The sequence below is a fragment of the Arthrobacter sp. cf158 genome (assembly GCF_900106835.1).
Taxonomy (GTDB): Bacteria; Actinomycetota; Actinomycetes; order Actinomycetales; family Micrococcaceae; genus Arthrobacter.
In genome coordinates, this window is record NZ_FNNR01000006.1 from 373870 (window position 1) to 388736 (window position 14867).

At 64.0% G+C, this 14867-nt stretch carries 10 protein-coding genes and 1 riboswitch; of the genes, 6 read left to right on the top strand and 4 right to left on the bottom strand.

What is annotated here, in order from left to right; all coding sequences use genetic code 11:
- Positions 1 to 193 precede the first annotated feature (193 nt).
- From BLW08_RS14680 to speB, 4 genes are all read right to left on the bottom strand, one after another.
- Complete coding sequence (locus BLW08_RS14680) at positions 194 to 1486, bottom strand: D-arabinono-1,4-lactone oxidase (RefSeq protein ID WP_091325966.1); 1293 nt, start codon at positions 1484 to 1486, stop codon at positions 194 to 196.
- 29 nt (positions 1487 to 1515) lie between these two features.
- Positions 1516 to 2949 carry an aminobutyraldehyde dehydrogenase gene (locus tag BLW08_RS14685; RefSeq protein ID WP_091326024.1) on the bottom strand — a complete coding sequence of 478 codons (1434 nt, stop codon included), beginning with the start codon at positions 2947 to 2949 and terminating at the stop codon, positions 1516 to 1518.
- A gap of 135 nt (positions 2950 to 3084) precedes the next feature.
- A complete protein-coding gene (locus tag BLW08_RS14690; RefSeq protein WP_091325968.1) occupies positions 3085 to 4524 on the bottom strand; it encodes a purine-cytosine permease family protein in 1440 nt (479 codons plus the stop codon).
- Positions 4521 to 5519, bottom strand: a complete 999-nt coding sequence (gene speB / locus BLW08_RS14695) for an agmatinase (RefSeq protein ID WP_175538711.1) — start codon at positions 5517 to 5519, stop codon at positions 4521 to 4523. Before speB ends, BLW08_RS14690 begins: the two co-directional genes overlap by 4 nt.
- 187 nt (positions 5520 to 5706) lie before the next feature.
- Here speB and BLW08_RS14700 point away from each other — a divergent pair, with 187 nt between their 5' ends.
- The 6 genes from BLW08_RS14700 to BLW08_RS14725 form a co-directional block, all read left to right on the top strand.
- Entirely contained in the window at positions 5707 to 7218 is a 1512-nt protein-coding gene (locus tag BLW08_RS14700) for a PucR family transcriptional regulator (protein WP_091325970.1), read from the top strand.
- Between the two features lie 74 nt (positions 7219 to 7292).
- Positions 7293 to 7391: riboswitch (glycine riboswitch) on the top strand.
- 149 nt (positions 7392 to 7540) lie between these two features.
- The gene (gcvP, locus tag BLW08_RS14705; protein ID WP_091326027.1) at positions 7541 to 10393 is read left to right on the top strand and encodes an aminomethyl-transferring glycine dehydrogenase; all 2853 of its coding nucleotides are present in this window, start codon (positions 7541 to 7543) and stop codon (positions 10391 to 10393) included.
- An 11-nt stretch (positions 10394 to 10404) separates the two neighbouring features.
- Positions 10405 to 11541 (top strand): glycine cleavage system aminomethyltransferase GcvT, encoded by a 1137-nt coding sequence (gene gcvT, locus BLW08_RS14710; protein ID WP_091325973.1) that lies wholly within the window; start codon positions 10405 to 10407, stop codon positions 11539 to 11541.
- A gap of 266 nt (positions 11542 to 11807) precedes the next feature.
- Positions 11808 to 12191: a glycine cleavage system protein GcvH gene (gene gcvH / locus BLW08_RS14715; protein WP_017197389.1), complete on the top strand. Its 384-nt coding sequence runs from the start codon at positions 11808 to 11810 to the stop codon at positions 12189 to 12191.
- Positions 12188 to 13507 carry a serine hydroxymethyltransferase gene (gene glyA / locus BLW08_RS14720; protein ID WP_091325974.1) on the top strand — a complete coding sequence of 440 codons (1320 nt, stop codon included), beginning with the start codon at positions 12188 to 12190 and terminating at the stop codon, positions 13505 to 13507. The genes gcvH and glyA overlap by 4 nt, the downstream gene beginning before the upstream one ends.
- Before the next feature lie 383 nt (positions 13508 to 13890).
- Positions 13891 to 14867, top strand: a 977-nt coding sequence (locus BLW08_RS14725; RefSeq protein WP_091325976.1) for an L-serine ammonia-lyase, incomplete at its 3' end; no start/stop codon positions are given.

The following is a 14867-nucleotide window of genomic DNA, read 5'->3' on the forward strand; positions in this document are numbered from 1 at the left end:
TGGTCCTCCGATTGGGTGCGGGTGTCTGCCTCAGCAGTGATCAAAATACCACCCCGCGGTTTCAAGCGGGTGTCAATCGGGTGAGAGAGGGTTTGTTGGGAGGGGCCGGGAGGTGAGAGAGGGTTTGTTGGGAGGGGCCGGGAGGTGAGAGAGGGTTTGCGCCTTCTCTCACCCCCGGCCGGCGGGCGGGCTATCAGGCCAGCAGCGCCCGGGTGTGGTCGTTGAGGAACATTCCGCGGGGGTCGAACTCCCGACGAACCTGGATGAACGTGTCCAGCTCCGGGTACAGGCGCTCCAGCCGGCTGCGGGTCATGAAGTGGATCTTGCCCCAGTGAGCGCGGGGTTCGAAGTCCTGCAGGACAGCGTCGGCGTCGCGGAAGAACTGCCAGTAGTCGGTGCCGGGTTCAGTGGTCAGGGTGATGACGGTACTGTCGCGGCCCTGGAATTGGGACATGTAGGCGTCGTCGGACTTCACCCAGCGGACCTCCACCGGGTACTTCTGCTCTGGATACTTGCTGCGGATCAGGTCCTGGATGGCCTCGACGGCCACCAAACCATCCTCGCTGCGGACGAAGTACTCAAGTTCATGGAACTGCGTGGTGAATCCTCCGGGGTAGATCCGGTAGGAGCGGTCCAATCGTGCACCTTCCACGGAGGAGAGCTGGCTTTCGTCCTGAATCGAAGCAACGTTGTACCGCTTGGTGTAACTACGGCCACCCATGCTGTGATCCGGCGAGCCGGGGAGGTCCAGGAGCTCACAGGAGTCGTCCTCCGGGCACCAGAGGAACGAGTAGTGCCTGTTGTCATCGATGTCGGCCTGCCACGTGGATGCCGTTTCCGCCCAGGTGGGGTAGGTGATCTGTTCCTGCAGGTAGTAGCTGTCCTCTACGGCCAGCTCGACTTCCAGGAAGATCCCCAACGTTCCCAGGGCTGTCTGCGCGGCACGGAGTTCCCGCAGCTGGCCTTCGCCGATCTCCACGATCTCGCCATAGCCGTTGATCAGCTTCACCCAGCGCAGCTTGGAGGAGAAGCTGCCCAGGTCTTTACCGGAGCCGTGGGTGCTGGTGGCCAGAGCACCAGCGATCTGTTGCTTGTCGATGTCACCCTGGTTGCTGAGTGCCAGTCCCTTGTCCCACAAGGCATCCCCGAACGCATTGATGGTGGTTCCGGCCAGTGCCCGGGCCCGGCGCCCCACACGATCAGTACCCGTGATGGCCGAGAGCCCGGACATGTCCATCAGGACGCCGCCAGTCTGAACCAGCGGTGAGGACGAGTGGCCTGAACCGACCGCCCGCACAGGCAAGCCTTCGCGAATGGCGAAACGGACGGCGTCGAGCGCTTCTTGTTCATTCCTGGGCCGCACGGTGAAGGCCGGAGTCGCGCTCTGGTTACCGCCCCAGTTGGTCCACGTAACGTCCGTGGTGAAGGGGACCGTGGGAGTGGCAGCGGCCGGTGCGGCCGCCGCCCGGGGAACATGAGTGGTCATGGTGAAAGCTCCGTTGCTTGTCTGTACGCTTACGCGCCGTGGTTGATCATGACGTGCTTGGTGCGCGAGTAGTCATCCAGGGCGTAGAGCGAGAGGTCGCGGCCATAGCCGGAACCTTTGAATCCGCCCCACGGTACCTCGCAGGCCAGGACCAGGTGCGCATTGACCCAGACCGTGCCGAAGTCCAGCTGCTTGGGAATCCGAAGGGAAAGGCTGGAGTCCTTGGTCCACACCGAGGCCGACAAGCCGTAGGGGCTCTCGTTGGCACGTGTCACCGCTTCCTCGGTGGTGCTGAAGGTTTCCACCGTAACGACGGGTCCGAAGATCTCGTGCGTGGCGATGTGCGCGCCGGCTGGAACGTTGCTGATGACCGTGGGCTCAATGAAGTACCCGGGACCTTCCAGGGCCGATCCGCCCAAGGCGATGGTGAGCCCTGCGGCCCGCGCTTCTGCCAGGGATTCCTTGACCCGCTCGTAGTGGGGGAGCGAGATCATGGGGCCGATTTCGACGTCGTCACCCGCCTCGGGATCGCCGATCACCAAGGTGCTGACCTCACGGACCAGGTGCTCAGTGAATTCTTCGGCTACGGACTCGTGCACCAACACGCGGCAGGCGGCACCGCAGTCCTGGCCGGCGTTCCAGAAGCCTGCGTTCCTCACGCCGGCAGCGGCGGCGCGGAGGTCGGCGTCGGGGAAGACAACAACGGGAGCCTTGCCGCCGAGTTCCAGGTGGACGCGCTTGACGGACTTCGCGGCGGTTTCGGCCACGGCCTGGCCACTGACGACGCTGCCGGTCAGAGCCACCAACGCAATGTCCGGGTGTTCGGACAACCGCTGCCCAACCGTCCGGCCGCGGCCTGTGACCACGTTGAGGATGCCATCAGGAATACGTCCGGCCAGCACTTCCACCAGCTTCAGCGTGGACAGCGGGGTCTGTTCGGAGGGCTTGATGACAATGCTGTTGCCGGCCGCGAGGATGGGCGCAATCTTCCAGGCGGCCATCAGCAGCGGGTAGTTCCAAGGAGTGATGACGCCCACCACGCCCACGGGTTCGCGAAGGATCACCGAGGTGTGGTCTGTGGCGTAGTCGCCACCCGCCATGGAGGTCAGCGTGCGCGAGGCGCCGGCCATGAAGCGGAAGGTGTCGATGGTGCTGGAGACATCGTCCTCAGACACAGCCTGCGGCTTGCCGGTATTGGCCGACTCGATGGCCTGGAACGCCTGGCGGTTCTGCTCGATGATGTTGGCGATCAGGTTCAGGACATCAGCGCGTTCCTTCGGGGTGGTGGCACCCCAGGTCTTTTGGGCGACGACGGCGGCGGCAACAGCGGCGTCCACATCATCGGCGGTGCCCGCCTGAACCGAGGCGATGACCTGCTCCGTGGTGGGATCCACGACGTCGATGGACTGGCCCGAGGATCCCGGGACGAAGGATCCGTTGATGAAGTGCCCTGTTGGTGGCATGGGGAGCGACAGGTTGGGGACGTGGTCAGGGGTAGGGCGTCGGACGGTGAACTGTTGGGTCTGGGTGGCAGTCATGGTGATTCGCTTTCAGATGAGGGGCTGGTCAGCTGAGGGGCTGGTCAGCTGAGGGGCTGATCAGATGAGGTCAGCGGTGAGTGCAGTTGCGGGAAAGGGGGCGGCTTCTGTCTTCTTGCCGAAGACCCGGGCAGCGACGTAATAGAGGGGCGCGACCACCACAAGGCCGACGATCCACGAGATGTCCACGCCGCCCATGGCCGCGGCCAAGGGGCCCGTGTAGATGGCCGTTGCCGAGAACGGGACCTGGATCAGGGCACCCGCTATGTAGGAGCCAATGGCCACCCAATTGAACCGCCCGTACACGCCGCCGTCGCGCTTGAAGAAGTCTTCAACGCGGTAGTCGCCGTGCCGCAGAAGGTAGTAATCCACCAGGTTGATAGCCGTCCAGGGAACCAGGACGTACATCAGGAAGGACAGGAAGTTGGTGTAGAAGAGGATGAAGTTGTCGCGGGCGAACAGGGCGATGGACACTGCGACGACGAAGAGGATGATCGCGGCAATACTGCGGGTCTTGGCACGCGGCAGCCAGCTCGGCTTGAACGTCTGGCCGATGGTCAGGGTGCACAGGACGCCGCAGTACAGGTTCATGGCGTTCGACGCCGCGACCCCCAGGCAGAAGATGCCCACGATGATCAGGGTCCAAGGCTGGAGCAGGGCGCCCAGGCTGCCGACAATTTCCACATCGCCGGTGCTCATGGACACGGCCAGGGTGCCCACCAAGGCGCCGAGGATCATGGGGAACAGGGTTCCCAGCACGCAGCCTGAGTAGGAGGCCCAGAAGGCCGGGGCCGAGCCAGTGCCTTGCGGCATGTAGCGCGAGTAGTCGGAGACGTAAGGCGCGTAGGCAAGCTGCCACAGGGCCGAGACGGAGATGGTGCCCATGAAGCCCACCCAGTTGAAGTTACCGGTCTCCAGGAAGTTGCCGGGCAATCCGTGGACCACCAGAATCCAGCCAAAGGCCAGCAGGAGGGCCAAGCCGGCGGCGACACTCAGTACGCGCGCATAGGCGTGAATCAGGCGGTAGCCGAAAATCGTGGCGATGACACTGACCACCCCAATGATGATGATGCCCGCGTCAACGCTGATACCGGGGCTGACGGCGGCCATTGCTTCGCCACCGAACACCAGGTTGGCGGCAAAGAAACCGACGTACATGACCACCACGATGACCACGATCAACAAGGCACCGAACGAGCCGAACTGGCCACGGGTCTGGATCATCTGTGCCACGCCCAGCTGCGGGCCTTGGGCGGAGTGCAGCGCCATGAAGATGCCGCCCACGACGTTGCCGATGATGATGCCCGCGATGGCCGGGACGAAGCCCAGGCCGAACACCGTGGTGGCGAGTCCGCCGGTCACGATGGTCATGATCATGATGTTGGAACCGAACCAGATGGTGAAGAGGTCCCTTGCCTTGCCGTGACGCTCGTTGGCCGGGATGGGCTGGATGGTTTTGTCCTCCAGCCGGGGAACCTCAGTTGTTGGGGCGGTGCTCATGACAGGGTCCTGGTAGCCGAGGCCAGTTCACGAACAGTGGTGGCCTTGCTGCGGTTCACCATCAGGCCCAGGAGGTCGAAGACCAGCGTGGCTGCGGCGACCGTGGTGATATCCGCATGGTCGTACGCCGGAGCGACTTCGACGACGTCGGCGCCCACGATGTTGATGCCGTTCAGTCCGCGGAGCAGGGCCAGGAGTTCCCGGGAGTGGAGCCCGCCCATCTCCGGGGTGCCTGTGCCGGGCGCGAAGGCGGGGTCGAGGACGTCGATGTCGATGGAGACGTAAACCGGGGTGTCTCCCAGCCTGTCCTTCACGCGTTGGATGGCCGCCGGAACGCCGATCACGTCCAGGTCCGAGCAACGGATGATCTGGAAGCCGAACTCGTGGTCGCGGAGGAAATCGTTGCGATCATAGACCGGTCCCCGGATTCCCACGTGCATCGACTTGTCCTCCACAAGGAGGCCTTCCTCAAAGGCGCGGCGGAAGATGGTGCCGTGCGTGATGGGCTGATCAAAGTAGGTGTCCCAGGTGTCCAGGTGCGCGTCGAAGTGCAGCAGCGCAACCGGGCCATGGACCTTGTTCAAAGCCCTCAGCATGGGCAGCGCGATGGTGTGGTCGCCACCGATGGAAATGAGGCGCTTGTCTTCGCTCATCAAAGGCAAAGCCTGCTCTTCGATCTCCCGGACAGCCCGGGTGATGTCGTAGGGGGTGCAGGCGATGTCACCGGCGTCCACCACCTGCGCTTCGTACACAGGCTCAACGTCGAGCTCCGGGTGGTAGCCGGGACGGAGGAGGCGGGATGCTTCGCGGACTGCGGCAGGACCGAAACGGGCGCCGGGCCGGAAAGAGGTTCCGCCGTCGAACGGGACGCCGACGATCGCGATGTCGTAGTCCGGGACGCGGTCGATTTGGGGGAGGCGGGCGAAGGTACCGAGGCCTGCATACCGGGGGACTTTGGTTGCGTCGACAGGGCCGATGGGCTGGTGCGTTGTCATTGACGGATCCTTGGGGTGAGGGGTGCTCGCCGTTGAGCGGGAAGTAAGTAATTCCATTCTTGGTGACGCGGATCACTGCGGATAGCGCTACATTGACTACAAATGGTCGAGGCGTTTAGACGAATGTCTAAGTGTCGCTTGATACGGCAGCCAGAACGCCGTCAACGCAAGGAATCGGAGCGCAACTATGGCAATTACCGTGGCCGAACTCGTTGCCGAGCCACAGCTGGGACTCACCCTCCTTGCCGGTGCGGACGGCGCCGATAACCGGATCACCTGGGCGCACACCTCGGACCTACCCAGGCTGTGGGAGTGGGTCACCGGCGGGGAGCTCATGATGACCAACGGCCTCTCCATTCCCCCTGATGCAGCCGGCCAGGTAGCGCTCGCCGAGGCCCTGGTGGACAGTGGCGCCAGCGCACTGGCGATCGGTGAAAAGATGCACGCACCGCCGCTAACGGACGAGTTCCTGGAGGCTTGCAACCGCCTCCCGCTGCCCCTGATCAACATCCCGTATCCGCTGCCGTTCATCGCCATAGCCCGTTCGGTTGCCGAGTCTTCGCTGCTCGAAGAGTCCCGCCGTTTACGGCAAACAGCCCGCGTTTATGATCTTCTCCGCACTGCCGGAGCGTCCGAGGACCATTGGCAGAGCCTCGTCCAGCGGCTATCAACCGAACTCGACGCGGAACTCTTCGTGGTGGACCGCCGCTGCCTCCACCCCTGGCATCCCGACGGCAAGGTACTTCCCGGGTTCCTCGCCGATGCGTGGGCTCCGTTGTCCGGGCAGGTGGGCCTGGCGGGAAAGAACTTCCAGTGGCACCGGATCCGCGGCAGGCATGTACTGACCATGGACATCCCCACCCATGCCAACGCGCTCTTGGTGGTGCTGCCCAACAGCGAACCGCACCCGGACGCCGTCGTACTTCTCCATGCCGCAACGGTGCTGGGACTGCAGCTCTCGCGCATTGTCCTGTCGCTGGAAGGCCGCCACCGCTTGGCCGGCGAGTTCCTGATGCAAGCCATGGATGGACGTTTGGGTGTGGCCGAGATGGAGAGCCGGCTGACGGCTTTTGACGTGCCGGCCCAGGGCTTCGTGCTCGCGACCATGTCAGCGGACGCTTCCGGCGTGGCGGACGACGGCGGCGGGCTGGCTGATGTGCACATCGAACTGTGGCGGCACGGGGTTGCGTCGGCGTCCTTAAAGCGGAACAACAGGCTCCACGTGGTGGTTCCGGCCGATGTGCCCGACGACGTCCTGGTCCATTGCGGAGGAACTGACGCCGCGATCGGGATCAGTGCGCCGGCGGCCGTCGGCGCTATACAGCGGGCGTTGCAGGAGTCTCTCTGGGCCCTCGGTTCAGCCAGGGCCAACAAGCTGGGGTTGGCCCGGTACGCGGAGGGGCCGTCATGGCTTGGGCTCACGGGTTTCGAGGAAGGAACTGCGCTGGTCCGGCGTCTCCTGGGACCGATTTTCGACTACGAGCAGGGCCAGGACGGCGATCTCATCGTCACGCTGAGGACTTACCTGGACTCGCAGCGGTCGTGGCAAAAGACAGCTGCCGCCCTGTTCGCGCACCGGCAAACCATCATCTACCGGATACGGAAAATCGGTGAACTGACGGGGTTGGACATGGGTGAAACCTCAACCGTGGCACAGCTGTGGTTCGCGTTGCAGATCCACGAGGCCATGCAGCAGTAACGTCACCTTGCTTGCGCTTTCTCAAAATAACCCGCTATGGTGTGAAGCGTGTCACTCAGGTGGCGCAACGCTTTTGATCTGCGGCGGGAGAGTCCTGCCGGTACATCCAGTCAGGCGCCGTAGGAGCAAATCCTCCCCAGGAATCTCTCAGGCCCATGTACCGCCGCGGTTAGGCAACTCTGGAAAGCAGTCCGGGCAACCGGGCTCACCGACGGTGCAAGCAGGCAATCATTCCTGCGGAATCTCTCAGGTCCAATACAGAGCGGGGAGGAACCCCACATCATCGTGGCGCTCACTGGGCGCCTGAATCATGGAGTTCCTCTTGACTGTTCAATCAACCCCCACCGCCTTCGCGGACCGGCACATCGGCGCCCGTCGCCAAGCCGACGTTGACACCATGCTCAAGGCCATCGGCTACGACTCTGTCGACGGTCTGGTGGATGTCGCCGTCCCCGATTCCATCCGCCAGGACACTGCCCTCAAGCTCCAGGATGCCCTCACCGAGGTGCAGGTCCTCGCCGAGCTCCGCAAGCTGGCGTCCAAGAACAAGACCGCCGTGCAGATGATCGGCCAGGGCTACTACGACACCGTGACCCCGCCCGTTATCCGCCGCAACATCCTGGAAGCTCCTGCTTGGTACACGGCGTACACGCCCTACCAGCCCGAAATTTCGCAGGGCCGCCTTGAGGCCCTCCTGAACTTCCAGACCATGGTGCAGGACCTCACCGGACTCCCCGTGGCGAATGCTTCCCTGCTGGATGAAGCCACGGCCGTAGCTGAGGCCGTGCTGCTGATGCGCCGGGCCAACAAGAACAAGACGGCGAAGGATGGCAAGACCGTCCTGGACGCCGACCTCCTTCCGCAGACCATTGCCATCGTGAAGGGCCGCGCCGAGGCACTGGGCTTCGAGGTTGAGATTGCGGACCTGTCCGCCGGACTTCCCGACGGCGACATCAACGGTATTGTCCTGCAGCAGCCCGGGGTTTCGGGCCGTGTGTTTGACCACTCCGGAGTCATCGCCGACGCCAAGGAACGCGGTGCCCTGGTCACGGTTGCCGCCGATTTGCTGGCTCTCACCCTCATCACGCCCCCGGGCGAGCAAGGTGCGGATATCGCCGTCGGTACCGCGCAGCGTTTCGGTGTGCCGCTGTTCTTCGGCGGCCCGCACGCTGCCTACATGGCCGTCCGCGAAGGCATGGAACGCACGCTTCCGGGCCGCATCGTGGGCGTTTCCAAGGACAACGCCGGCGTACCGGCCTACCGCCTGGCACTCCAGACCCGTGAGCAGCACATCCGCCGTGAGAAGGCCACGTCCAACATCTGCACCGCCCAGGCACTGCTCGCTATCGTCGCCTCGATGTACGCCGTCTACCACGGTCCCGAGGGCCTGAAGGCGATCGCCGAAACAGTCCACGGACACGCCCGCGTTTTGGCTTCGACCCTGCAAAAGGCCGGCCGCGAACTCGTGTCCGAGGCCTTCTTCGACACCCTCACCGTCCGCGTTCCCGGCAAAGCTGACAAGGTCATCGCCGCCGCCGAAGCCCGCGGCATCAACCTGCGGCTCATCGACGCCGACACCGTTGGCGTTTCGGTTGATGAAACCACGACGCCGGAAGTCCTCTCCGCAGTGGCCGTCGCCTTTGGTGCCGGCCCAGTGGGGGACGCCTCCGGGTTCGAACTGCCCGCATCCGTGGTCCGCACCTCCGATTTCCTGCAGCACCCGGTGTTCAACACGCACCGTTCCGAGACGCAGCTGTTGCGCTATATCCGCAAGCTGTCAGACCGGGACCTCGCGCTGGACCGCACCATGATCCCGTTGGGCTCGTGCACCATGAAGCTCAACGCCACGGCCGAGATGGAAGCCATTTCCTGGCCGGAGTTCGCTTCGATCCACCCGTTCGCTCCTGACCACCAGACGGCGGGTTGGCGTGAACTGATCGAGGATCTTGAAGCGGACCTCACGGAGATCACCGGCTACGACCAAGTCTCCATCCAGCCCAACGCCGGTTCGCAGGGCGAGCTCGCAGGCTTGTTGGCGATCCGTGGCTACCACCTGTCCCGTGGCGACGAGCAGCGCACTGTCTGTTTGATCCCGGCTTCGGCCCACGGCACCAACGCTGCCTCAGCAGTGCTGGCCGGCATGAAGGTTGTTGTGGTGGCTACGGCTGCTGACGGAACCATCGATCACGCGGATCTGACGGCCAAGATCGAGGCGAACAAGGACGTGCTGTCCTGCATCATGATCACTTACCCGTCCACGCACGGTGTGTACGACGCCGACGTCCGCGAAGTGTGCGACGCCATCCACGCAGCCGGCGGCCAGGTCTACGTTGACGGCGCGAATCTTAACGCGCTGGTTGGCTTGGCCCAGCCGGGTAAGTTCGGCGGCGATGTTTCGCACCTGAACCTGCACAAGACGTTCTGCATCCCGCACGGTGGTGGCGGTCCGGGCGTTGGCCCTGTTGCTGCGAAGGCACACCTGGCTCCGTTCATGCCGGGCGACGCGAACAAAGCGGCGCACGAGGAAGGGCATGGCGTGGCCATCTCTGCCTCGCGTTATGGCTCCGCCGGCGTGCTGCCTATCTCTTGGGCTTACGTGAAGCTCATGGGTGGCCAAGGGCTGACGGAAGCCACCAAGTCTGCTTTGTTGGCAGCGAATTATGTTGCTTCGCGCTTGGATGAGCACTTCCCGGTTTTGTACACGGGCGAGGGCGGACTGGTAGCCCACGAATGCATCCTGGACCTCCGCGAGCTGACCGCCCGCACGGGTGTCACGGCCGAGGACGTGGCCAAGCGCCTCATCGACTTCGGCTTCCACGCCCCCACGCTGGCCTTCCCGGTGGCGGGCACCCTCATGGTGGAGCCCACCGAGTCCGAGGACCTGGCGGAGATCGACCGGTTCATCGAAGCCATGATCACCATCCGTGCCGAAATCGAGCAGGTGGCCAGCGGTGATTTCACTGTGGAGAAGTCGCCGCTGCGCAACGCGCCGCACACGGCTGCCGCCGTCGTAAATTCCGGCTGGGACCGCGACTACCCGCGTGAGCAGGCAGCGTTCCCCGTCCACCACCTCAAGCAGGACAAGTACTTCCCGCCGGTCGGCAGGATCGACGGCGCCGCCGGTGACCGGAATCTTGTGTGCTCCTGCCCTCCGCTCACGGACTTCGAAAACTAAGGACTCCTGACATGTCTGAGAATTACACCGCTCTTTACGAGCAGCACAAAAAGGCTGGCGCCTCTTTCACCGATTTCGGCGGCTGGCAGATGCCCCTGAAGTACGAGTCCGAGCTCGCCGAGCACCACGCGGTCCGCAAGACCGCCGGCCTGTTCGACCTCTCCCACATGGGCGAAGTCTGGGTCACCGGCCCCGACGCGGCTGCTTTCCTGGACTACGCCCTGGTGGGCAAACTGTCCGCCATCGCGGTGGGCAAAGCCAAGTACTCGCTGATCTGCAACGCAGACGGCGGCATCATCGACGACCTCATTACCTACCGCCGTCCCTCTCCCGAAGACGGCGTGGACAAGTACCTGGTGGTGCCCAACGCGGGGAACGCGAAGGTGGTGGCTGCTGCGCTGAAGGACCGTTCTGCCGGGTTCGACGTCGTGGTGGAAGACGCGTCGGCCGAGACCTCGCTGATCGCAGTGCAGGGTCCGAACGCTGAAGCGATCCTGCTTGCTCTGGTCCCTGCCGAGCAGCACGCACTGGTCACCGAACTGAAGTACTACGCGGCGGTTGAGGTCTCCATCAACGGTCAGGATTTGCTGCTCGCCCGCACCGGATACACCGGCGAGGACGGCTTCGAGATCTACCTCCCCAACGTCGATGCAGCCGGTCTTTGGGAAGCATTGCTCGACGCCGGCGAAGGCCACGGGCTGATCCCCGCTGGACTGGCCGCCCGCGATTCGCTGCGCCTCGAAGCTGGAATGCCCCTCTACGGTAACGAGCTCTCCCGCCACGTCAACGCCTACGCCGCTGGTTTGGGCCCCGTGGTGTCCTTGGCCAAGGAAAGCGACTTCATTGGCCGGGATGCACTGACAGCCATCAAGGCCGCCGGCGTCGGCTCCACTCTCGGCCAGAAGCTCGTGGGCCTCAAGGGCGCTGGTCGTCGGGCCGCGCGCGCCCACTACTCGGTCCTCAAAGACGGCTCGCTGATCGGCGAGGTCACCTCCGGACAGCCGAGCCCGACGCTGGGTTACCCGATCGCGTTGGCGTATGTCGACGTCGAGCATTCGGAGCCGGGCACCATCGTGGACGTCGACCTCCGCGGCAAGGCCGAGCCGTTCGAAGTCGTGCAGCTGCCGTTCTACAAGCGCACTAAATAGCCCGGCGGGAGTGGCCGGTGGCTCATCGAAGCCCGGCGGAGCCGACCTCCTCTGCGGGCTCGGTCGCATAAGCGCCCGCTGGGCGGACGCGATGCTCCCTTGGACGCCCGCTGCCGGAGGCCGGCTCCACAGGGGCCAGTCCGCTGCCGGTCGCCGGACCCGAACCGTTGTGGATGGTGGCGCTGTTTGAACCCCTAAGTGCTGGTTGATTTGTCAACCTGCCGCGGGTGATCTTGAAAGTTTTCAGTTAGTGAGAGAAGGAATCTATGAGCAAGGTAGTTGCTGAATTGAAGTACTCGGCTGAGCACGAGTGGGTTGCCGTCGATGGGGACGGGCCTGTGGGAATCGGAATCTCCGCGGTTGCCGCTGATGCGCTGGGCGACATCGTGTACGTGGACCTGCCCGAGGTCGGGTCCACCGTGACCGCAGGCGAGACCTGTGGCGAGGTGGAATCGACCAAGTCGGTATCGGACCTGTACTCGCCTGTGACCGGTGAGGTGACCGAGATCAACGACGCCGTTGTCAGCGATCCCGCGCTCATCAACAACGATCCCTACGGTGCCGGCTGGCTGTTCAAGGTGGCCGCCACCGAAGAAGGGCCGCTCATGTCGGCAGAAGAATACGCTGCAACGAACGGTGGAGAACTGTGAACCCTGTATCCGTGACTGAGTACCAGCAGGTGGTGTCGGCGTCGCTGGATGCCCAGCTGTCCGAGCTTGATCCCGAGATCGCTGCGAAGATCGACGACGAGCTGGGCCGCCAGCGCGACGGCCTGGAAATGATCGCGTCCGAGAACCACACAGCCGTTGCCGTGATGCAGGCGCAGGGCTCGGTGCTCACCAACAAGTACGCCGAGGGCTACCCGGGCAAGCGTTACTACGGTGGCTGCGAGCACGTTGACGTGATCGAACAGCTGGCCATCGACCGCATCAAGGCACTGTTCGGCGCCGGGTTCGCGAACGTTCAGCCGCACTCCGGCGCGCAGGCCAACGCCTCCGTGATGCACGCCCTGATCAAGCCCGGCGACACCATCATGGGCCTGAACCTCGCCCACGGCGGCCACCTGACCCACGGCATGCGGATCAACTTCTCCGGCAAGCTCTACAACGTGGTGCCCTACGGAGTCCGCGAGGACACCCACACGGTGGACATGGCCGAAGTGGAGCGCTTGGCGAAGGAGCACAAACCGGCACTGATCGTGGCTGGCTGGTCCGCCTACGCGCGGCAGCTGGACTTCGCTGAATTCCGCCGGATTGCCGACTCCGTTGGCGCTTACCTCATGGTGGATATGGCCCACTTCGCCGGCCTGGTGGCTGCCGGGCTGCACCCGTCGCCGGTCCCGCACGCGCATGTGACAACGTCCACCACGCACAAGACCCTCGCCGGTCCCCGCGGCGGCATCATCTTGTCCAATGACGCCGACATCGCCAAGAAGATCAACTCGGCCGTCTTCCCGGGCCAGCAGGGCGGACCGCTTGAGCACGTGATCGCCGGGAAGGCAGTCGCGTTCAAGATCGCTGCCTCCGAGGAGTTCCGTGAGCGTCAGGAGCGTGTCCTGGCGGGCTCTCGTATCCTCGCCGAGCGACTGGTTCAGCCCGACGTTGCCGCCAAAGGCATCTCCGTTGTCTCCGGCGGCACCGATGTGCACCTGGTCCTGGTTGACCTGCGTGACTGCGAACTCGATGGCCAGCAGGCTGAGGACCGCCTCGCCGCGATCGACATTACCGTCAACCGCAACGCCGTCCCCTTCGACCCGCGCCCGCCCATGGTCACCTCCGGCCTCCGGATCGGCACCCCGGCGCTTGCCACACGCGGCTTCGGAGAAGCGGCCTTCCGCGAGGTTGCGGACATCATCGCTGAGGCATTGATCGCCGACGCCGACGCGGACCTTTCCGGGCTGCGTCACCGCGTCGAGGTTCTAGCTGCGGCGCACCCGCTCTACCCGGGGGTTGCGAACCTGGGCTGAGCCTCTTGGGTTCAGCTGGCCCGTCGGAGCTGGCATCCTCCGCGGGCTCGGTTTGAAGGTGTCTTCTTGTGGCCGATTCGGGGGTTCCCTGCTGGGTGTGCCGTGCGCACGGCATGTTTGGCAGCGAAGCCCCGAAATGGGTGGCCAGCTCAAAGGCTGGGGCCCGAGGGCCCGGGTGGACCTGACGGCTCGACCGCTGCGAAGGGCTCACGTTTTTTGATCTACCCGGGTGCGGCATTTGCTGGGAACGAATGCCGCACATAAAAACCGGGTTGGAGGTTCGCACTGGGACCTCCGGGGGCTGGGCCTGCCTTGGCTCGGGAATTGGCCCGGCCCCCACATTCTTTTTCTTGTTTCACTCTTCCCTGAAAGGGATCCCGGCCATGGCTGTTGGTGTTTTCGATCTGTTCTCCGTGGGCATTGGTCCGTCGAGTTCGCATACTGTGGGGCCGATGCGTGCTGGGGCGGTGTTTGCTGCTGAGCTACGTGATTCCGGTGTGCTCGATTCCGTCGCCGCCTTACGGGTTGATCTCTATGGTTCCTTGGCCGCGACGGGTAAGGGGCACGGGACCTTCACTGCTGTCCTGCTGGGGCTCGAAGGGTTTGAACCCGAGAAGATCCTGCCGGATGAGGTGGAGGAGCGGCTGGCTTCCATTGCTGACACGGGGAAGCTCAACCTGGCTGGCGGCGTGCTCCTCGACTACGCCCTGGAAGACATGATCCTGCACCCGTTGACGGTGTTGCCGCGGCATACGAACGGGATGAAGTTTGCTGTCTCTGACGCGGAGGGGAATGTGTTGCGGGAGGCGACGTTCTTCTCTGTGGGTGGTGGGTTCATTGTCCGGGAGGGCGAGGAGGACGCGGCCCGTGAGGAGCTTGAGGAGTCGAAGAAGGAGTTGCCGTTGCCGTTCAGGACGGCGGCGGAGTTGTTGGGCCGGTGCGCGTCCAAGGGTTTGGGGATTTCCGACATCATGTTCATCAACGAGCGTGCCAGCAGGTCTGAGGAGGAGATCCGTGAGGGTTTGTTGCATATCTGGGCTGTGATGGAGGCCTGTGTTGAGACCTCGTTGAAGCGTGAAGGCGTGCTGCCCGGGGGACTGAAGGTCCGTCGTCGTGCTCCTGACTGGCTGGAGCGGCTCCTGAAGGAGGACAAGGACCGGAACGATCCGAAGTATTGGCAGGAGTGGGTGAACCTGATCGCCCTGGCGGTGAACGAGGAGAATGCGACTGGTGGCCGGGTGGTGACGGCTCCGACCAATGGTGCTGCGGGGATTATTCCGGCGGTGTTGTATTACGCGTTGAATTATGCGCCGGGCATGGACAAGGCCACCCAGGCGGACCGGGATGATGTGGTGGTGAA